Source organism: Geotalea uraniireducens (assembly GCF_027943965.1).
In the GTDB taxonomy this organism is placed as follows: Bacteria; Desulfobacterota; Desulfuromonadia; order Geobacterales; family Geobacteraceae; genus Geobacter; species Geobacter uraniireducens.
Window position 1 is genome coordinate 1,197,995 of sequence record NZ_AP027151.1, and the last position, 19,816, is coordinate 1,217,810.

15 protein-coding genes are annotated in these 19,816 nt (G+C 67.8%); all 15 read left to right on the forward strand.

Translation table 11 applies throughout. The annotated features are described in order from the left end of the window. The first annotated feature begins 65 nt into the window (after window positions 1–65). The 15 genes from QMN23_RS05660 to zwf all read left to right on the forward strand — a co-directional run bounded on the left by QMN23_RS05660 (window position 66) and on the right by zwf (window position 19,815). Window positions 66–689, forward strand: a complete 624-nt coding sequence (locus QMN23_RS05660; protein ID WP_282002485.1) for a class I SAM-dependent methyltransferase — start codon at window positions 66–68, stop codon at window positions 687–689. Beyond that, the gene (locus tag QMN23_RS05665; RefSeq protein WP_282002487.1) at window positions 686–1,762 is read left to right on the forward strand and encodes an ABC transporter substrate-binding protein; all 1,077 of its coding nucleotides are present in this window, start codon (window positions 686–688) and stop codon (window positions 1,760–1,762) included. The genes QMN23_RS05660 and QMN23_RS05665 overlap by 4 nt, the downstream gene beginning before the upstream one ends. Window positions 1,763–1,833: 71 nt before the next feature. Next, window positions 1,834–3,813 carry a TonB-dependent receptor plug domain-containing protein gene (locus tag QMN23_RS05670; protein WP_282002488.1) on the forward strand — a complete coding sequence of 660 codons (1,980 nt, stop codon included), beginning with the start codon at window positions 1,834–1,836 and terminating at the stop codon, window positions 3,811–3,813. Between the two features lie 6 nt (window positions 3,814–3,819). Continuing rightward, on the forward strand, window positions 3,820–4,626 hold the full coding sequence (locus QMN23_RS05675; protein ID WP_282002489.1) for an energy transducer TonB: 807 nt from the start codon (window positions 3,820–3,822) through the stop codon (window positions 4,624–4,626). Window positions 4,627–4,651: 25 nt separating this feature from the next. Next, window positions 4,652–5,662 carry a FecCD family ABC transporter permease gene (locus QMN23_RS05680; protein WP_282002490.1) on the forward strand — a complete coding sequence of 337 codons (1,011 nt, stop codon included), beginning with the start codon at window positions 4,652–4,654 and terminating at the stop codon, window positions 5,660–5,662. Then, complete coding sequence (locus QMN23_RS05685; protein WP_282002492.1) at window positions 5,662–6,429, forward strand: ABC transporter ATP-binding protein; 768 nt, start codon at window positions 5,662–5,664, stop codon at window positions 6,427–6,429. Before QMN23_RS05680 ends, QMN23_RS05685 begins: the two co-directional genes overlap by 1 nt. Then, window positions 6,417–7,436, forward strand: a complete 1,020-nt coding sequence (locus QMN23_RS05690; protein ID WP_282002494.1) for an ABC transporter substrate-binding protein — start codon at window positions 6,417–6,419, stop codon at window positions 7,434–7,436. The genes QMN23_RS05685 and QMN23_RS05690 overlap by 13 nt, the downstream gene beginning before the upstream one ends. 24 nt (window positions 7,437–7,460) lie before the next feature. Further along, a complete protein-coding gene (locus tag QMN23_RS05695) occupies window positions 7,461–9,731 on the forward strand; it encodes a TonB-dependent receptor (RefSeq protein ID WP_282002496.1) in 2,271 nt (756 codons plus the stop codon). Between the two features lie 75 nt (window positions 9,732–9,806). Beyond that, on the forward strand, window positions 9,807–11,102 hold the full coding sequence (locus tag QMN23_RS05700) for an SAM-dependent methyltransferase (protein ID WP_282002498.1): 1,296 nt from the start codon (window positions 9,807–9,809) through the stop codon (window positions 11,100–11,102). A 201-nt stretch (window positions 11,103–11,303) separates the two neighbouring features. Continuing rightward, entirely contained in the window at window positions 11,304–11,597 is a 294-nt protein-coding gene (locus tag QMN23_RS05705; RefSeq protein WP_282002500.1) for a hypothetical protein, read from the forward strand. Window positions 11,598–11,872: 275 nt separating this feature from the next. After that, window positions 11,873–14,479, forward strand: a complete 2,607-nt coding sequence (locus QMN23_RS05710) for an InlB B-repeat-containing protein (RefSeq protein WP_282002502.1) — start codon at window positions 11,873–11,875, stop codon at window positions 14,477–14,479. Window positions 14,480–14,667: 188 nt separating this feature from the next. Then, window positions 14,668–16,749 carry a transketolase gene (gene tkt / locus QMN23_RS05715; RefSeq protein WP_282002504.1) on the forward strand — a complete coding sequence of 694 codons (2,082 nt, stop codon included), beginning with the start codon at window positions 14,668–14,670 and terminating at the stop codon, window positions 16,747–16,749. 4 nt (window positions 16,750–16,753) lie between these two features. Next, window positions 16,754–17,230, forward strand: coding sequence for an RpiB/LacA/LacB family sugar-phosphate isomerase (locus QMN23_RS05720; RefSeq protein WP_282002506.1), 477 nt, complete (start codon window positions 16,754–16,756; stop codon window positions 17,228–17,230). Between the two features lies 1 nt (window position 17,231). After that, window positions 17,232–18,242 (forward strand): phosphogluconate dehydrogenase (NAD(+)-dependent, decarboxylating), encoded by a 1,011-nt coding sequence (gene gnd / locus QMN23_RS05725; protein WP_282002508.1) that lies wholly within the window; start codon window positions 17,232–17,234, stop codon window positions 18,240–18,242. Window positions 18,243–18,306: 64 nt separating this feature from the next. Then, complete coding sequence (gene zwf / locus QMN23_RS05730) at window positions 18,307–19,815, forward strand: glucose-6-phosphate dehydrogenase (protein WP_282002509.1); 1,509 nt, start codon at window positions 18,307–18,309, stop codon at window positions 19,813–19,815. Window position 19,816 lies beyond the last annotated feature (1 nt).

A 19,816-nucleotide genomic window follows, 5' to 3' on the forward strand; every position in this document is an offset into this window, starting at 1 on the left:
TGGCAGTGCATTTTTTTTGTTTATCGTTGTGTTGCTAATTATATAACGCCAAAGGAGCGTCCGTCATGCCGATCGATGCCCACAAATTCGACGTCATCGCCCGCACCGTCTTTGCCCCGGTCTATCCGCTGCTGGCCAGCCAGATGTTGGCCCGGAGCGGCATCGACCGCGGCGTCTGCCTCGACCTGGGGAGCGGCGGCGGCTATCTGGGGCTGGCGGTGGCCAGGCTCAGCACCCTCTCGGTCTATCTGCTCGACGAATCGCCGGAGATGCGGACGATCGCCGAGCGCAACATCGCCGAGCAGGGGGCGACCGGCCGGGTCACGGCGCTCTGCGGCGACGTCCATGCCATCCCGCTGCCGGACGGCAGCGTCGATCTGGTGGTCAGCCGCGGTTCGGTCTACTTCTGGCACGATCTGGCCCGGGTGCTCGGGGAGGTCCGGCGGGTGCTGGCCCCCGGCGGGGCGGTCTGCATCGGCGGCGGTTTCGGCTCGTGGGAGCAGCGCGAGGCGATCATCGGCCGGATGCGGGAGAAGGAGCCGGACTGGCAGCCCAAATGCCGCGGTTTTGCTGATGCGGTCTTCCTGCAGGCCGTCGACCGAGCGGGGATTACCGGCGCGACCCTCGTCAAGGATGAGAGCGGCACCTGGCTGACGTTCCGCCGTGCCGCCAGCGGGGAGGGGGTATGAAGCGTCCGGCGCTCCTTCCGCACTCCTGTCGTTACCGGCTGCGGCGCTGGCCGCCGGTTGTCCTGGCGCTGGCGCTTTGGCTGGCGACGGCCGTGGCCGCCGAGGCGCGGCTGATTACCGACATGACCGGCCGCGCGGTGCGGGTTCCGGACCGAATCACCCGGGTCTACGCCACGTCGCCACCGGCGACCTACCTGCTCTATGCCATCGATCCGAGGCTGCTCGTCGGCCTCAATAACCCGCCGGGCGGCCCGGAACGGCCGTTCCTCGCCCCGGCGGTCCGCACCCTGCCGGTGATCGGCAGCTCGGTCGGCCAGGGGAAGAACCTCAACAGCGAACTGTTGTTGAAGGCCCGGCCCGACATCATCCTGGTCTGGTCGTGGCCGCAGCCGGAGATCAATGCCCGCTACGAGCGGTTGTTCCGCCAACTCGGCATCCCGGTCGTCGAGGTGCGGATCGATACGCTACGTGATTATCCGGCCGCCTTCACCTTTCTCGGCGAGCTGCTCGGTCGCCGCGAGCGGGCCGCCAGCCTGCGCCGCTATGCCGAAGAAACGCTCCGGGCGGTTGACCGGGCGGTAGGGGGGATCGCGCCAGGGGAGCGGCCGGCGGTCTACTATGCCGAGGGGGCGGACGGGCTGGCGACGGAGCGGGAGGGCTCCTTCCATGCCGAGCTGATCGGGCTGGCCGGCGGCCGGAACGTCCACCGCGGCGAGGCGCTGGACCATTACGGCATGGAGAAGGTTGCTCTGGAACAGGTGCTGCTCTACAACCCGCAGGTCATCCTTGCCCAGGACGGACAGTTCCTGGCGACGGCCGCTCGCGACCGGCGCTGGCAGGCGATCCGGGCGGTCCGCGAAGGGCGGGTCTACCGGATTCCGCGGCTGCCGTTCAACTGGTTCGACCGGCCCCCCTCGTTCATGCGGCTGCTCGGCCTCCGCTGGCTGGCGAACCGGCTCCATCCCGAGCGGTTCCACTTCGCCCCGGTTGCTGAAACCAGGCGGTTTTACCGGCTCTTCCTCGGCGTCGAACCGACGGACCGCCAGCTGGCCGAGATCCTGCGCGGCAGCTGACGACGGCCGAATCGCGCTATGCGTTATATAAAATGAAATATACCGGTTGCTACCGGAAGAGGAGGAAGGGTATGCGGAAACGGATGGTCTGGGGAATGGCCCTGTTGGCACTCGCGGCGGCGGTCCCGGCGGGTGCCGGCGAAGAGCCACTCGAGGTGGAGGGCGTCGGGGTCGTCGGCCGGCGGGAGCACCAGCCGGCCTACAGCGCGACGACGGTGCCGGCCAGCGCGGCGGCGACGGTGGAGGAGTTCGACCGGGAGGATATCCGCGCGGCGGCGCCGGCCAGCGTTTACGACCTGGCGGCCCTGTCGCCCGGCGCCCGGGTGGAGTTCCAGGGGCGCAAGGGGATGAACTCGCTGCAGCTGCGGGGAGGGGATACGGTCGGGGTGATCCTCGACGGCGTCTACCTCCCCTGGTCCCAGGCCTCGCGCATCCTCGCCCAGTTTCCGGTGGACGCCATCGAGTCGGTCCGGATCGTCCGGGACAGCACCGCCGTCACCCTCGGCCCCTTTACCCCCTTTTCTCCGGCGATGAGTCACGACAATGTCCCGTCTGCCGGCCTCGGCAGCTCCAACCAGGGGTTCATGGTGATCACCACCCGGCGGGGGGAACGGCCCGAGCTGGGGGCGATCGCCCAGTACGGCAGCTTCGACGACCGCACCTTCCAGCTCTATCACGGCAACCGGCGGGGGCCCTTCGCCTACCGGGTGGCCGGCACCGCTGCCGGCACCAGCGGCCGGGACGGCTGGAACAACTCCGCCAATAACCTCTCCCTGCTGCTGAACGGCAATTACGACGGCGCCGCCCTCAAGGGCGATTTCATGCTCTATTACGCCAACGGCCGGCGGGAAATGCAGCGCGCCACCGCCGACAGCACCGCCTACAGCTCACTCTGGTACTACGATCCGCTGGAAACGCTCCAGCTGTCCCTCAATCTGCACAAGCCGTGGAATGCCGTGCATACCACTTCGCTCTCTTACGCCCGTGGCCAGGTCACCGACGACGAGGTGCTGAAGACCGCCACCAGTGTCAATACCCCGCAGCCGATCCACCAGGAGGACCAGGTGGAGAGCTGGCACCTCTGGCACGTCGCCGCCACGGCGACCAACCGGCTGGCCGGCGGCTTCCAGTCGTTCCGCTGGAAGAGCCCTACCGGCCAGTTCTTTTACGAAGGGGTGCCGCGCAAGGAAGACCTCTTCTCCGGCTACCTCCAGGACGAGTATCGGCCGACCGACCGGCTGACCCTCGATGGTGGTGCCCGGGTGGACGCCAAGCTGATCGAACAGGGGTCTGACAAGTATTCGCCGCTGCAGGCGAGCAACAAGAAGATCAGCGACGAGTGGCAGCAGCCGGCGGTCAGCCTCTCCTTGGGGGGTGCCTACCGGCTGGACGAGCAGTACCGGCTGCTTGCCCGCTTCGGCTACTCGCGCCAGGAGGCTGACAGCTTCCTGGCGACGGTGGACGACAAAGAGCTGGGGACGGAGAACCGCTACAAGTACGAACTGGGGGTCGAGGCCGCTTATCACCCCTTCTTCAATCCGGCGGTGACGCTCTTCCTCTACGACATCCGCAACTTCGCCTATGCCGCCGCCACCGGCGGCAGCGGCGCCACCGCCTACAACATCTACGATACCGCCGACGTGGTTCGGGCAGGGGCGGAGGCCAGCGTCAAGGGGAGCCTTCCCTGGGGCTTCGGCTACCAGACGTCCTACTCCTACTTCACCACCGACCGCGGCGAAACCAACCGGGTGATGCTCCACCATCTGGTCAACCTGCGGCTGTCCCACCGCTACGGCGGCCTGGAGAGCAACCTGATCCTCAACTACGTCGGCCCGTACGAGAACAATTTTCTCTCGGTGAACAACATCTACCGGCCGGCTGGCGAGTATACCCGCCTGGACCTGAACGTCAGCTACGCCTTCACCCTGGCAAAAGCCCGTGCCTGGGCCACCGTCTACGGTCGCAACCTGCTGGACGACCGCTACGTGACCATCGCCGGCTGGCAGGACCAGGGGCTGGCCTACGGCGGCCGGCTGGAAGTGTCGTTTTGAGCGGCCATGGGGCTCGACGGCGCGGCAGAGCTCCGGGGAGGGGCGGAGGGGGGGCGGGGAAAACGGGGATTCGGCAGTGCCCTGCTCGGTTCGCTGTTGCTCCATTGCACCTTCGGCGGCGTGGTCTGCGCGGTTGCCCCCCGGCTTCCGGCAGTGCCGGCACCGCTGGTGGTCGATCTGACCGCCCTGTCGTTGCCGACGGCCGAACGGGAAATGCGGGCGGCGGCCCCGGCCGGGCAGCCGCGGCAGAGAAAGGGCCAACGGCGGCCCCGGCCGGCAGCGCCGCCGGCTCAGCCGCTGCCGGCGCCGGTGCCCATGCCGGTCGTATCTCCGCCGGTGCCGGTGCCGGCAGCTCCCCCGACCCCTGCGCCGGCGGCGGTTCCGCCCGCGGTGGTGGCCGTGGCCGGCGGGAGTCCGGCGACAACCGGCGTCGTTGCCGGCGCCGGGGGGAGTACCGCCTCCGGCGGCAACGGCACGGCGGCGGGGGGGCACGACGCCGGCGGGTCGGCGGCGGTGTCGACGACCACCTTGCAGCAGCGCTACCTGCGCGAACACTTCGCCTATATCCGCGAGCTGATCGGCCGGGAGTTGCGCTACCCCCGCCGGGCGCTCCGCATGGGGTGGAGCGGTCGGGTCGCGGTCACCTTCCTGGTGCTGGTGGACGGCAGCGTGACCGAGCTGCGGGTGGCCCGGAGCAGCGGTTGTCCGCTCTTGGACGGCGATGCCCTGGCAACGGTGCGGCGGGCGGCCCCCTTTCCCCGGCCGCCGGTCAGCGCCCGACTGTTGATCCCGGTCGACTACGTCCTGGAATGAACGGGGCACAGGAGTACGGTCACCGATGAAACCGCTGCCCCTCGTCACGGCCGTGGTCGGCCTGCTGATCGTAATTTTCGCCTCTCTCTGCCTGGGGAAGTATCCGCTGCCGCCGGGAGAGATCGGCGCTTTCCTGCGGGCCGAATGGTTCGGCGGGGCCGCGTTGCCGCCGGACCGGACGGAACTCTTGCGCAACCTGCTGCTCGAAATCAGGCTCCCCCGCATCCTGGCCGCCGCCCTGATCGGGGCGGCGCTGGCGGTTTCCGGCGCCGCCTACCAGGCGATGTTCGTCAATCCGCTGGTCTCGCCCGCCCTGCTGGGAGTGTTGGCTGGCGCCTCATGCGGGGCGGCCCTGGGGATGGTCTTGTTCAAAAGCTGGTATGCGGTCCAGTGCGCCACCTTCCTCGGCGGGATCGCGGCGGTGGCGCTGGCGGTCGGCCTGGCGCGCATCTACCGGATCGGCGGCACCATCATGCTGGTTTTGGGCGGGGTGATCAGCGGGGCGCTCTTTTCGGCGCTGCTCTCGCTGGTCAAGTACCTGGCCGATCCCTATAACCAGCTGCCGGCAATCGTCTACTGGCTGATGGGGAACCTTTCCCTCGCCGACCGGGCGATGGTCTTCCGGACCGGCGTGCCGATGCTGGCGGGGGTGGCGGTGCTGATCCTGTCGGCGCGCTATCTCAACATCCTCAGTATGGGGGACGAAGAGGCCGCGGCGCTCGGCGTCAATGTGGCCCGGGTCCGCCTGACGGTCATTACCGCCGCCACCCTGGTCAGCGCCCTGACGGTGGTGGTCGCCGGGGCGGTGGGCTGGGTCGGGCTGATTATCCCCCATATCGCCCGGATGGTGGCGGGGCCGGACAACGAAACCCTGCTGCCGGTGGCGGCGCTGCTCGGGGCCGGCTACCTGGTGGCGGTGGACGACGTCGCCCGGCTCGCCTTCGCCTTCGAGCTGCCGATCGGCATTGTCACGGCGCTGGTGGGAATCCCCTTTTTCATGCTGGTGCTCGGGAATGCCCGGAAAGGATGGCGCTGATGGCCCCGGTCTCCCTGGAAGACGTCTCGTTCCGCTATCGCCGCCAGCCGGTGATCGAACGGCTCAACCTCGCCTGCGGGGATGGCGGGGTGCTGGCGCTGCTCGGTCCCAACGGCAGCGGCAAGACTACCCTGCTCAAACTGCTGCTCGGTATCCTGGAGCCGAGCAGCGGCCGGGTCCGGCTCGACGGCCGCGACCTCCGCCGCATCCCGGCACGGGAGCGGGCCCGGCGACTGGCCTACGTCCCCCAGGTGCACCGCGAGGCGTTCGGTTACCGGGTGTTCGACGTGGTGCTGATGGGCCGGATGCCCCACAGCGGCTTCCTGGGGCGCTACGGCGTTACGGACCGGCGCCTGGCCGGCGAAGCCCTGGAGCGGCTCGGGATCGGCCACCTTGCCGAGCGCCCCTACACTGAGGTCAGCGGCGGCGAACGCCAGCTGGCGCTGATCGCCCGGGCGCTGGCCCAGGGGGCGCGAACGCTGGTGCTGGACGAGCCGACCAACGGCCTGGATTACGGCAACCAGCAGCGGCTTTTGGACCGGCTTGCCCGACTTCGGCGGGACGGCTACAGCTGCATTTTCACCACTCACCATCCGGACCACGCCCGGCGGGTCGCCGACCGGGTGGTCATGCTGCGGCGGGGGGAGATCGTCCGGGACGGAGCCCCCGGCGAGATCGTTACCGCCGCCGGCGTGGCCGCCCTGTACGGCCTGGAGCCCGACCCGGCGGCCGACCATGCACAAGGAGACGCGCGATGCTTTCCGTAACGACCGCAGCCGACAACTACGATGACGATTTTGGCGCCCTGGACCTCTTTGCCGGTTTCCCTTGCCCGCTTAAGGTCCCGCTGGAAACCGAGCTGGCCGGCCTGCTGGCGAGCCGGCGGGAACGGGGCGCGGCGCTGACCAGCACCCTCGACGCCTGCGATCAGCTCTCGCTGGTCGACCGGGCGGACGGTATCGAGCTGCTCGACGAGCTGCCCGACCTGATCGTCACTTCCGGGTTGAACGGCTTTCTCTCCCACCCCTTCCGTCGCCGCTTCCTTGATCCCGGGCTGTTCCACTGCTGGGCCGAGTACCCGGTCCATCCGCGGCTGGCGGCGCTCGGACTCCCCGACCCGGGCAGCCTGTTCCGGATGATTGCGGTCAATCTGTACGTGCTGGCGGTCGACAAGTCCCGGCTCGGCTCGCTGCCGATGCCGCGCCGCTGGGCGGACCTGCTGGAGCCGTGCTACGGCGGTACCACCGCCATCTGCGCCCATGGCGGCTCGTTCAACGAGAGCGCCATCCTCTCGCTCCATGCGCTGTTCGGCGATGCCGGCCTGCGCACCCTGGCGCGGACTATCGGCTACGGCCTCCACCCGTCCCAGTTCGTCAAGCGGCTCGGCCTTGGCAAGCCGGATACGCCGGCCATCGCCATGCTGCCGCTCTTCTTCGCCCGGACGGCCAAGGACCAGGAAAACCTGGCGATCGTCTGGCCCGAGGAGGGGGCCCTGGCCACGCCGCTGTTCATGCTCGTCAAGGAGACGAGCCGCGACCGGCTGGCTGATGTCGTCGACTTCTTCACCGGCCCGCGGGTGGCCGAAATCTGCGCCGGAGCGCTGTTCCCGGCTGTCCATCCCGCCGCCCGGCAGGTCATCCCCGAGGATGCGCCGCTGCGCTGGCCCGGCTGGCCGTATCTTCTGGCACACGATCTCGCGCGGCTGCGGCGCGCCACCCAAAGTACCTTCGTCGCGGCTTGGCAGGCGGCCCACCGCGATCGGGCCATCCCATAACGTTCATCCGAGGAGGATTATGCCATGCGATTGACTGGACGAGCACTCATCCCGCTGTTGCTGTTGGGCGGCGGGTTCGCCTATGCCGGCGACGAGCCGGCGGGGCTGACCATGGAAGGGCTGACGGTGAAGGGGAACCGGGAGGCGGAACTCGTCGACGTTCCCGCCGGCGAACCGGCCACCGTCAGCGTGATGCCCCGCCGGACGGTGGAACTGCTGACCGGTCCGGCGCGGACCAACCCGTACCGGGCGCTGGACCTGCTCCCGTCGGTGCACAGCGAGCAGGCCGACGCCTTCGGCCTGACGGTGGACCAGAATCCGCTGCGGATCAGGGGGCAGATCGGCGACACCTTTACCCGCCTTTCCCGCACCGTCGAGGGAGTGCCGCTCGGCGTCAACGTCGGCCAGGGGGCGATGGGCAACCTGATCGACCTCGACAACCTGGCCGGGCTGTCGCTGGTGCGGGGGGCGGTCCCGGTGGACCGCGGCTTCGGCTTCGGCAATACCGCCGGCGCCCTGGAGCAGTCGCTCCGCTGGGGGAGCGCCCTGCCGTGGCTGACCCTTTTGCGCAGTGACGGTGCGGAGCACTTCAACCGGACCTTTGTCCGGCTCGATTCGGGCGAGCTGTCGACCGGGACCCGGCTGTTCGCCTCGGCCAGCCGCAGCAGCGCCGACAAGTGGCGGGGCGCCGGCGACGGCGAGCGGAGCAACGTCAGTACCGGCCTCAGCCAGCCGCTGCCGGGGAATACTTCTTTTTCGCTCTTCGGGGTCTTCAACACCTTCCGCCAGCACGTCTACCGGCCCCTGACCTACGCCCAGACCCAATCGGACGGTTTCTACCGGGACTACGACTACAACGGTTCCCTGGCCACGCCGATCGGCACGGCCACGGCGTTGCAGAATATCAACTACTACGATTACAACCGCCAGCGCTTCAACGAGTACGCGATCCTCTCGGTGATTGAGTTCCGGCCGACCTCCGACAGCACCCTGACCTTCAAACCCTACTACGCAGGGAGCGAGGGGTACCGCTACTTCGGCAACGGTACCAGCAGCAACAACGCTGTGGTGAACCGGGTGGACATCACCCAGGCGCAGCTGGGCTTTACCGCCGAGTACGCCCTGACGCTCGGCCCGAGCCGGGTCAAGGTGGGCTACTGGTACCAGGATGCCGATACCATGCCGCCCCCCACCAGCCAGAAATCGTACAACATCGCCGCCAACGGTTTGGCTTTCAAGGGGTGGGGGCTGTTGACCAAGGTGGAGGATCGCATTTTCCACGAACCGTACCTGGCGGTGAGCAACCGTTTCGGCAAGCTGCGGCTCGATGCCGGGGTCAAATACGTCCGGATCGAGCTGCCGGAGGTGACCGGCTACCAGACCACCGGTCTCGGCGACATCTCCTACGACGATGCCCTTGCGGCCAGCAGCGGACCGGCGGCGGGGCTGCATGCCGCCGGCTCCACCCAGGATGCCTGGCTCCCCAACGTTGGTGTCAGCTATGAATTTGACGACCGGACCAGCATCCGCCTGACCTATGGCCGCAACTACGCCGAGGGGTGGCTCGGGCCGCTTTATTCGACCTTCAAGAGCAATCAATCGGCATTCACGGCCGCCGGGATCTCCCTGCAGGATCTCTGGGACGGCGTCAAGCTGGAGCTGTCCGACAACGTCGACCTGGGGGCACGGTTCGGCGGCGACGGCTGGTATGTGGCGCCCACCCTGTTTTACGGCGCCTTCCACGACAAACAGGTGCTGGCTTACGATCCGCGGGTCAATGCCAGCTACTATCAGAGCAGCGCTGCCGCTCAATCGATGGGCGCCGAGCTGGAAGTGGGGCTGACGCCGCTTCCCTGGCTGACCTTCTTCGGCTCCGCCTCCTACAACCGTTTTCGCTTCGACGACGACCTGCGTACCGCCGCCGGCAGCACCGTCCAGTCCGCCGGCAAGCAGGTGGCCGATGCCCCCGAGTGGCTCGGCAAGGCCGGCCTGACCGCCCGGTTGGCCGATTTTTCGGTCACCCCGGTGGTGCGCTACATTGGCGAGCGCTACGGCGACATCGAAAACAAGGAGGCGATTGCCGCTTACGAGGTTGTCGATTTGACCCTCGAATATCGTCGGCGCAAGGTCTGGGAGTTCGACGAACTGACCGTCAGCCTGAATCTGCTCAACCTGTTCGACAAGCGGTACATCGGCATCATCAAGAACGATCAGGATATCTCGGAATCGCTGGCGACCAGTTACTATCCCGGCGCCCCGTTCACGGTGGTCGGCAGTGTCGGCATCAAATTCTAGGCGGGGCGATCCGGTTGCGTATCCGGGAAAAGTAACTACACTTGGAAAGGGGATCAACGCGACGGAGGGGATGCAATGACCGACCTCGCCGGGGAAAAGGCCGATCGGGTCAGGGACAAGAGTCTCGAACTGCTGAAATATCTGCTCGGCAGCTGCCATCTGCGGAATTTCGCCGTCCGCCTCTGGGACGAAACCCTCTGGGAAGCGGAGCCGGGCAAGCCGCCCCGCTTCACCCTGATCATCCGCAGTCCCGGTGCCCTGCGCCGGATGCTCCGTCATCCCGACGAACTGTCGCTCGGCGAGGCGTACATCTATGACGACATTGATGTCGAAGGCGAAATCCAGGACGTATTCCCCCTTGCCGACCATCTGTTCGTTACCCGCCATACCCTCGCCGACCTGATCCGCCTGCGGACCCAGTTCCTGGCGCTCCCCGACGACGAGCGGCGGCGCGACCGGGAGCGGCTGGCACAACTTCACGGGCCGGTCCATTCCGCCACTCGCGACCGGCAGGCGGTCAGCTACCACTACAACATTTCGAACGATTTCTACCGGCTTTGGCTCGACGAGCGGATGATCTACTCCTGCGCCTACTTCAAGCGCCCCGACGATTCTCTCGACACCGCCCAGGAGCAGAAACTCGACTATCTCTGCCGCAAGCTGCGCCTCCAGGAGGGGGAGCGGCTCTTGGACATCGGCTGCGGCTGGGGGGGGCTGCTGCTCCATGCGGTGCGGCATTACGGGGTCACCGCCTATGGCATCACCCTCAGCCAGCTGCAGGCGGAGCTGGCTAGCGAGCGGATAAGGGCGGCCGGCCTGGAAGGGCGCTGCCGGGTGGCGGTCCAGGATTATCGCGAGCTGGACGAGAAGGAGACCTACGACAAGATCGTCAGTGTCGGGATGGTCGAGCATGTGGGGAAGGCGCGCCTGGCCGAATATTTCGACAAAGCCTGGCGGCTGCTCCGCCGGGGCGGCGTGTTCCTCAATCACGGCATTGCCGTCAACAGCGGCCAGCCGTTCCCGAAGGGGCCGTCGTTCGTCGACCGGTACGTCTTTCCCGACGGCGAGCTCCTGCCGATTAGCACCACCATCGAAACCGCCGAGCGCTGCGGCTTCGACCTGCGCGACCTGGAAAATCTCCGCGAACATTACGCCCGGACCCTCGAAGAGTGGGTCCGGCGCCTGGAAGCACACCATGAGGAGGCCCGCGCCGTGGCCGGTGAAGCGATCTACCGGATCTGGCGGCTCTACATGGCCGGCTCGGCCTACAATTTCCGCCTCGGCCGGCTCAACCTCTTTCAGACCGTTCTCGTCAGATGCGACCGGGGACGCTGCTGTCTCCCCCTCACCCGCGACGACTGGTATGCGTGAGCCGCCGTTCGCCGGCGGCTGGGGAATATTCGACAATGCCTCCGGAATATTCTCCTGCCTGCGGCGCGGCGTTTTGGGTATTTTGCGTAAAAACAACAGGTTGCGTGTTGGCACGGGAGATGAAATATCATGGTCAAAGGGTGCGGTTCCCCGGGGTGATGAGGAGCCCGCGCGAAAAGCTCTACAAAGGAGACTATGACCATGAAAAGAACAATCGTGCTGATGACTGCAGTTTCCCTCATTTCGGCCGTCCCGGCTTTCGCCACGGTGCACGGCTCTTCCCATGCCGGCATGGACGACCAGTGCGCCAAGGACTGCGCCATGCTCGTGAAAGACTGCGCCCGGCAAACAGATAGCATCCAGCAGCGGATTTCCCGTCTTCAGACGGAGCTCGGCAAAGGGACTGCCGTCTATACCACGGCTGAGCTGCAGCGGCTCCAGGGAAAGCTGAAAGAGGCGAAAGCCACCCTGCGGATTCTGGAGGAGAACAAGTAAGCACTGTCTGACCGTCGCCATCCCCGCCAGCCGGTTGTCGCTTCGCGCCGCCGGTGATGGCCCCGCGCGGGAGGAGGGCACGAGAGCCCGCAGCCGAGTCGGTTGCGGGCTCTCGGCGTCTGTGGTGCCCGGCGGCAGTGAGGGTAAAAGATTAAAGTGGTCTTACGATTGTTCTTCCAGTATAATGCCTTCCCATCATCTGCCGGGGTGGGAGTTGCCCCCGCCGGCGGGGGACCGACGAATTTGACGGGCTCGGCCTGATGAGGGAGGAGAAGATGAAGGACGTAAAACTGTTTCATGGCTGTCGCGCCTTGGTGCTGGCGATGTTGACCGGGATGCTGCTGGCGGCCGGCGCGGCCGAGGCCGCGGTGTTGACGGTGAATGGCGGCAAGATGTTTACCAATTATCCGACCGTCCAGCTGTCGATCAACGCCGCCGACTATCCCAACCCGGTGCAGTCGATGCGCTTCAGTGCCGACGATGCCACCTGGAGCGCCTGGGAACCGGTGGCGGCCACCAAGTCCTGGACGGTTGCCACGCCGCTCAATCTCGATGTCTATAGTGTCTTTCTCCAGTTTCTCGAACAGGGGGGGGCGACCTCCGCTTCCTACGGCGCCAGCACGGTTTACGACGACCTGATCGATACCACGTTCTCCGACAACCAGGGGGTGGCGTTGCTCGGCGGTGACGGCAACGACACCGGCGACGGCATTGCCGTGCAGCCCGACGGCAAGCTGCTGGTGGTCAGCACCCTGGCCCAGCCGGCCAGCGGCACCTCCCTGATCACCCTCTGGCGGCTTACCACCGGCGGGCTCCTTGACGGCACCTTCAACGCCGCCGGTACACCGGGGGCCATTTCGTTCACGGGGAGCAGTGCCGGCACCGGCCTCGACAAGGGGGCCGCGGTGGCGCTGCAGTCTGACGGCAAGATCGTCGTCCTCGGCACCGTCGACCTGGGGAACGGCAACTACGCCTGGCAGGTCCGGCGCTTCAACACGGACGGCACCGTCGACGGCACCTTCAACGGCAATACCGGCTATTACCAGGAGGGAGCCACCGGCGCCAACGAGGCGGCGGGGCTGGCCATCCAGACCGACGACCGGATCATGGTGATCGGCAGCCGCGATCTCGGTACCGGGGTTACCAAAATCGAAGTGCTGCGGCTCAATGCCGACGGGACGCTCGATAGCGCTTTCAATGGCGGGACCGGCGTCTACCGGACGGGGAGCGAAACGAGCGGCAACCGGGGGCGGGGCGTGGCATTGCAGAGCGATGGCAAGATCCTGCTGGTCGGCACCTATGCCTATGCCGGCGGCACGTCCGACCTCTACGTCGAGCGGCTGCTGAGCGACGGGACCCGCGACAGCTTCAACGGCCTGAACGGCGCCTTTTTCGGCGGGGGGGGCAACCTGAGCGAAGGGCGGGCGATTGCCGTTCAGTCCGACGGCAAAATCGTCGTTGCCGGCGATGTCGACTGGGGGGGCGGCGATACCGATCTCTGGGTACTGCGGCTCAATGACGACGGGACGAAGGATACCACCTTCGATTCCTCGATCGGCGATTACGTCGACGGGGGCACCGGTGCCGACCGGGCCAGCGCCCTGGTTGTTCAACCGGACGACCGGATTGTTGTCGTCGGTACTTTCGACTTCATCGACGATACCGACATCTGGGTGCTGCGGCTCAACGCCGACGGGACGGGCGATCCGACCATTTACAACTTCTACGGCTACTATTACCCCAATGCCAGCGGTAACGACGAGGGGCACGGGGTGGCGCTCCAGGCGGACGGCAACATCGTCCTGGCCGGGACTTTCACCAACCCTCTCGGGGACACCGACATCCATGTCAACCGCATCTTCGCCAATAAACAGACCCTGACGACGGCCGCGATCGGCAGCGGCAGCATCGCCGACAATCTCGGCGCCCTGGCCTGGAGCGGGAGCAGCGGCGACGGCGACTATATCCGGGGCGACTCGGTGACGATCACCGCGACCCCGGCCGCCGGTTCGGTCTTCACCGGCTGGTCCGGCGCCTGTTCCGGCACCACTCCCACCTGTACCCTGACGATGGCCGCCGACCAGACAGCCATCGCCACCTTCGCGCTTGAACCGCCCGCCGCGCCGACCGGCCTGGCCGGCACACCGGGGAACGGGGCGGTCGCCCTCACCTGGAATGCCAACAGCGAAACCGGCATCACCGGCTATACCATCCATTACGGCACCGCTTCGGGCTCCCTCGGCTCTACGGTGACCGTCGGCACCGTCACCAGCTATACGCTCGGCAGCCTCAACAACGGCACCACCTACTACGTGGCGATCGCCGCCCTGAAGAGCGGGGTGGAGGGGCCGCTGTCGGACGAGATTGTCGTCACTCCCGGGCTGAATCTCGCCGTGACCTTCGCCGGCAGCGGGAGCGGCACCGTCACCAGCACCCCGGCGGGGATCTCCTGTACCGGCGACTGCCAGGCGGTCTTTACCGAGCTGCCGGTCACCCTGCTGGCGACCCCGAGCGCCGGCTCGCTCTTTAGCGGCTGGTCGGGCGGCTGCACGGGGACCGGCGACTGCACGGTGAATCAGTACGGGCCGGTCGCGGTTACTGCCACCTTCACCGCCACCCCGCCGGTCCGGCTCACCACCGGCACCACCGCCTATTACGGCTCGATCGCCGAGGCCCTGGCCGCCGCCAGCGGGATCAGCTCCTGCACCATCGATGTGCAGGCCACCGCCGCCGCCGAAAGCCTGGTGCTGCAGTCGGCGCTCGCCGTGCTGCTGCGCGGGGGATACGACGCTTCGTTTACCCCCACTGCCGACACCAGTGTCTTGCTCGGTCTGACGATCAGCGCCGGCTCGCTCACCCTCGACAATATCGTCATCCGCTAGGCCTCCCGGCCGCCATGATTTGCCACGCCCCGTCGCGACACCGTCCGACGGGGCTTTTTCTTTGCCGGTGCCACCGGTCGCGGTTTTTTGTCGGCGGCACCGCCGGGGAACTGTGCAAGGCGGGAAATCTGCGCTACACTTAAGAACCGTCGTCTGCCACCATCAACCGCCTGCCAAGGAGTGACGCCGTGACCGAAGAACGTAGCGCGAACCCTGCCGAGCTCGACAACCTCTGTATCAATACCATCCGCTTCCTGGCGGTTGATGCCATCCAGCAGGCCAACAGCGGCCACCCGGGACTGCCGCTCGGCGCCGCGCCGATGGCCTACCTGCTCTGGGACCGCTTTCTCCGCCACAATCCGGCCGATCCCGGCTGGTTCGACCGCGACCGCTTCGTCCTCTCCGCCGGCCACGGCTCGATGCTCCTCTATGCCCTGCTGCACCTGACCGGCTACGAGCTGCCGCTGGCGGAGCTCCGGCGGTTCCGCCAGTGGGGGAGCAAGACTCCCGGCCACCCGGAGCGCGGCCATACCGTCGGCGTCGAGACGACCACCGGTCCCCTCGGCCAGGGGCTCGGCAACGCCGTCGGCATGGCCATCGCCGCCGCCCACCTGGCGGCCCGTTTCAACCGGCCCGCATTCCCCCTCGTCGACCATTACGTCTACTGCCTGGCCGGCGACGGCGATCTGATGGAAGGGGTAGCGGCGGAAGCGGCGTCGCTGGCCGGCCACCTGGGACTGGGGCGGCTGATCGTCCTCTACGACGACAATCGAATCTCGCTGGCGGCTGCCACCGACCTCACCTTTACCGAGGACCGCGGCGCCCGTTTCGCCGCCTACGGCTGGCAGGTGCAGGAAGTGACGGACGGTACCGACCTTGCTGCCCTGGAGCGGGCGATCGTTGCGGCTCGGGCGGAAACGGCCCGGCCGTCGCTGATCCTGGTCCGGAATCATATCGGTTACGGCTCGCCGCACAAGCAGGACAGCTTCGAGGCCCACGGCTCGCCGCTTGGCGCCGACGAGGTGCGGTTAACCAAGGAGGCGCTTGGCTGGCCGGCGGAACCGCCATTCCTGGTCCCGGAGGAGGCGCTCCGCCATTGCCGGGAGGCGCTGGCCAGGGGGAGGGCGGCGGAAAGCATGTGGCAGGGGCTCTTGGACGGCTACCGGCAGCACTTTCCCGAGTTTGCCGCCGAATTCGAGCGGACGGTGGCGGGCGAGCTACCGGCCGGTTGGCAGGAGGCGCTGCCGGAGTTTCCCGTCGATCCGAAAGGGCTGGCGAGCCGGGTGGCGGGGGGGAAGGTCCTCAATGCGCTGGCCGGCCGCATTCCGGAACTGGTCGGCGGTTCGGCCGATCTCAATCCGTCGACCCACACCGCTCTGACCGGCGGCGGCGATTTCCAGGATGCGGCGCTACCGGTCGACGACCGCCAGGGGGCGGTAGGGGGCGACTGGGGGTTTGCCGGCCGGAACATCCACTTCGGGGTCCGGGAGCACGGTATGGCCGCCATCCTCAACGGCATGGCGGCCCACGGCGGCACCATCCCCTTCGGGGCCACCTTCCTCACCTTCGCCGATTATCTCCGGCCGTCGCTCCGCCTGGCAGCGCTGATGGGGCTGCCGGTGATCCATATTTTTACCCACGACAGCATCGCCCTCGGCGAGGACGGCCCGACCCACCAGCCGGTGGAGCAGCTCGCCTCGCTGCGGGCGATCCCCAATCTGGTGGTGATCCGGCCCGGCGACGCCAACGAAACCGCTGTCGCCTGGCAGACGGCGCTGGAGGAAAAGCGCCGGCCGGTGGCGCTGGTCCTGTCGCGGCAGAACCTGCCGACCATTGACCGGAGCTGCTATGCCCCGGCGGCCGGAGCCCGGCGCGGCGGCTACGTGATCGCCGAAGCGGCGGGGGGCGAGCCCGAGCTGATCCTGATCGCCACCGGTTCGGAACTGGCGCTGGCGCTGGCGGCCCGCGAACGGCTGCAGGAACAGGGGCGTCGGGTCCGGCTGGTGTCGCTGCCAAGCTGGGAGCTGTTCGACGACCAGCCCCGGGCTTACCGGGAGGCAGTCCTGCCGTCCGAAGTGACGAAACGGCTGGCCGTCGAGGCGGGATCGCCCTTCGGCTGGGAACGCTACGTCGGTGTCGGCGGGGCGGTGCTCGGTGTGGACCGCTTCGGCGCCTCGGCCCCCGGCGAGGTGCTGCTCCGGGAATACGGCTTTACCGTCGACGAAGTCTGCCGCCGGGCACAGGCCCTGCTGGCCGGCACGGAGGCCTGAGGGGATGCGGCTCGGGCTCGCCGCCGACCATGGCGGCTTTACGATGAAAGAGCGCCTTGCGGCCGACCTCCGGGCCGCCGGCCACGAGGTGATCGATTACGGTGCCCGCCAGCTCGATCCGGGGGACGACTACCCCGACTTCGTCGTGCCGCTGGCCCGCGGCGTGGCCGCCGGGGAGGTGGAACGGGGGGTTGCCCTCTGCAGCAGCGGCGTCGGCGCGTCGATCGCCGCCAACAAGATCGCCGGCGTCCGGGCGGCCCTGATCCACGACAGCTTCTCCGCTCACCAGGGGGTGGAGGACGACGATCTGAACGTACTCTGCCTGGGGAGCCAGGTGGTCGGCTATGCCGAGGCCTGGGAACTGGTGCGGGTCTTTCTTGCCGCCCGGTTCAGCGGCGCCGAGCGCCATTGCCGCCGGCTGGCCAAGGTGGCGGCCTTGGAATTGCCGGCCGGGACGGCGGGCGGCATAAAGGAGGGATGAGATGCAACTGGGGATGATCGGCCTGGGGCGGATGGGCGCGGACATGGTGCGGCGGCTGCTACAGGGGGGGCACGACTGCGTGGTTTACGACCGGAACGCGGCGGCGGTGGCGGCCCTGGCCGGCGAGGGGGCGACCGGAACGGCATCGCCGGCGGAGTTCGTCGCCCGGCTGGCAAAACCGTGCGCGGTCTGGCTGATGGTTCCCGCCGCGGCGGTGGACGAAACGATCGCCAGCGTGGCGCCGCTCCTGGCGCCGGGCGATATCCTGATCGACGGCGGCAACTCCCACTACCACGACGATCTCCGCCGCAGCCGGGAACTTTCGACGCAGGGGCTTCATTATCTCGACGTCGGGACGAGTGGCGGGGTCTGGGGGCGCGAGCGGGGCTACTGCCTGATGATCGGCGGCGAGCCGGCGGCGGTACGGCGGATCGAACCGCTCTTCGCCACCCTGGCTCCCGGCCGGGACGCTGCTTCCGTCACCCCGGGCCGCGAAGCGCGGGGCGGCACGGCGGAGCTAGGCTATCTGCACTGTGGGCCGAGCGGTGCCGGCCATTTCGTCAAGATGGTCCATAACGGCATCGAGTACGGGCTGATGGCGGCCTATGCCGAGGGGTTCAACATCCTCCATCACGCCAACGCCGGGGCGGAAAACCGGGCGGTGGACGCCGAAACGACGCCGCTCCGCCATCCCGAACAGTACCGCTATGAACTGAACCTGGCCGATATCGCCGAGCTGTGGCGCCGCGGCAGCGTGATCTCCTCCTGGCTGCTCGACCTCTCGGCGGCCGCGCTCCTCGGCAGTCCCAATCTGGCGGAGTTCGCCGGCCGGGTTGCCGATTCGGGGGAGGGGCGGTGGACGGTGGCGGCCGCCATCGACGAAGGGGTGCCGGCCCCGGTCCTCTCCGCCGCCCTCTACGAGCGGTTCAGTTCCCGCGATGCCGCCGACTTCGCCGACCGGCTCCTCTCCGCGATGCGCTACCAGTTCGGCGGCCACCGCGAGAAGCGCTGAACCTTGACGGATCAATGAAATGTGCGGCGCGGCAATCTCTGCCGGCGCCGGGAGGAGGGAACCCATGCCGACGACTGCGCAACTCGAACCGACGGTGCTGGTGATTTTCGGGGCCGGCGGCGACCTCGCCTGGCGCAAACTGGTGCCGGCGCTCTACGATCTGTATCTCGACCACCGGCTGCCGGAGCGCTTTACCATTGTCGGGATCGCCCGCCGCCAGCAGGACGACGAAACCTTCCGCAGCCATCTCCGCCAGGGGGTGGACTCTTTCTCCAGGCGGGGGAAGAGCGCCGACGAACCGTGGCGGGAGTTCGCCGACCGCATCTCCTATCTGGCGGAGGATTTCACCCAGCCGGACGCCGGGGCGCTGCTCGGCCGGCGGTTGCAGGAGCTGGACGAAGGGACGGAACGCCCCAACCGGATCTTCTACCTGGCGATCCCGCCGGGGCTTCTGGAGGCGGCGGCCGGGATGCTGCAGCGGCTCGGCCTCTGCCGGGACTGCCAGCGGGACCGGATCGTCGTCGAAAAGCCCTTCGGCCGCGATCTCGACTCGGCCCGGGCGCTGAACCGGCTGCTCGGCGAGATGTTCGTCGAATCGCAGATCTACCGGATCGACCACTATCTCGGCAAGGAGACCGTGCAGAACATCCTCGCCTTCCGCTTTGCCAATTCCCTGTTCGAGCCGATCTGGAACCGGCGCTATATCGACCATGTCCAGATCACCGTGGCGGAAAAGGTCGGGGTGGAGGAGCGGGGCGGCTACTACGAGCGGGCCGGCGCACTGCGCGACATGGTGCAGAACCACCTGCTGCAGATCCTCTGCCTGGTGGCGATGGAGCCGCCGGTCTCCTTCGACGCCGACGAGGTGCGCAACAAGAAGGTCGACGTGCTGCGGGCGATCCGGCCGATCCGCCCCGAGGAGGTCCATCAGCTGGCGGTGCGCGGCCAGTACGGGGCCGGGCAGTACGGGGCCGGGGCGGTGCCCGGCTACCGCAACGAGCCGGCGGTGGCCGGCGAATCGGTCACCGAGACCTTCGCCGCCCTCAAGCTGAATATCGGCAACTGGCGCTGGCAGGGGGTGCCGTTTTATCTCCGGACCGGCAAGCGGCTCTCCGCCAAGGTTTCCGAGGTTTCGATCGTCTTTCGCCCCGCTCCCCACCAGCCGTTCCCGGCCGCCGCGGCGGAGGGGTGGCAGCCGAACCGGCTGGTGATCCGCATCCAGCCCGAAGAGGGGATCGTCACCAGGATCCAGGTCAAGCAGCCGGGGACCCGTTTCCTGCTCGGCGCCGCCGATATGCAGTTCCGCTACCGGGAAGCGTTCCGCGGAACTCCGCCCGAGGCGTACGAGACGCTCTTGTTGGACGTGATGCGGGGCGATGCCACCCTTTTCATGCGTGCCGATCAGGTGGAATGTGCCTGGTCGGTGGTCTCGCCGGTGCTGGAGGTCTGGGAGACGGTACCGCCGACCGATTTTCCCGATTACCGGGCCGGCAGCTGGGGGCCGGAGGCGGCCGACCTGCTGATCGCCAAGGAAGGGCACAGCTGGCTGCAGCCGGTCGTAACGGAGGAGTGAC

What these genes read in the sequence shown, in the direction of transcription:
- QMN23_RS05660 (WP_282002485.1), top strand. Translation starts at nt 66, where the DNA reads ATGCCGATCGATGCCCACAAATTCGACGTCATCGCCCGCACCGTCTTT.
- QMN23_RS05665 (WP_282002487.1), top strand. Translation starts at nt 686, where the DNA reads ATGAAGCGTCCGGCGCTCCTTCCGCACTCCTGTCGTTACCGGCTGCGG.
- QMN23_RS05670 (WP_282002488.1), top strand. Translation starts at nt 1,834, where the DNA reads ATGCGGAAACGGATGGTCTGGGGAATGGCCCTGTTGGCACTCGCGGCG.
- QMN23_RS05675 (WP_282002489.1), top strand. Translation starts at nt 3,820, where the DNA reads ATGGGGCTCGACGGCGCGGCAGAGCTCCGGGGAGGGGCGGAGGGGGGG.
- QMN23_RS05680 (WP_282002490.1), top strand. Translation starts at nt 4,652, where the DNA reads ATGAAACCGCTGCCCCTCGTCACGGCCGTGGTCGGCCTGCTGATCGTA.
- QMN23_RS05685 (WP_282002492.1), top strand. Translation starts at nt 5,662, where the DNA reads ATGGCCCCGGTCTCCCTGGAAGACGTCTCGTTCCGCTATCGCCGCCAG.
- QMN23_RS05690 (WP_282002494.1), top strand. Translation starts at nt 6,417, where the DNA reads ATGCTTTCCGTAACGACCGCAGCCGACAACTACGATGACGATTTTGGC.
- QMN23_RS05695 (WP_282002496.1), top strand. Translation starts at nt 7,461, where the DNA reads ATGCGATTGACTGGACGAGCACTCATCCCGCTGTTGCTGTTGGGCGGC.
- QMN23_RS05700 (WP_282002498.1), top strand. Translation starts at nt 9,807, where the DNA reads ATGACCGACCTCGCCGGGGAAAAGGCCGATCGGGTCAGGGACAAGAGT.
- QMN23_RS05705 (WP_282002500.1), top strand. Translation starts at nt 11,304, where the DNA reads ATGAAAAGAACAATCGTGCTGATGACTGCAGTTTCCCTCATTTCGGCC.
- QMN23_RS05710 (WP_282002502.1), top strand. Translation starts at nt 11,873, where the DNA reads ATGAAGGACGTAAAACTGTTTCATGGCTGTCGCGCCTTGGTGCTGGCG.
- QMN23_RS05720 (WP_282002506.1), top strand. Translation starts at nt 16,754, where the DNA reads ATGCGGCTCGGGCTCGCCGCCGACCATGGCGGCTTTACGATGAAAGAG.
- gnd (WP_282002508.1), top strand. Translation starts at nt 17,232, where the DNA reads ATGCAACTGGGGATGATCGGCCTGGGGCGGATGGGCGCGGACATGGTG.
- zwf (WP_282002509.1), top strand. Translation starts at nt 18,307, where the DNA reads ATGCCGACGACTGCGCAACTCGAACCGACGGTGCTGGTGATTTTCGGG.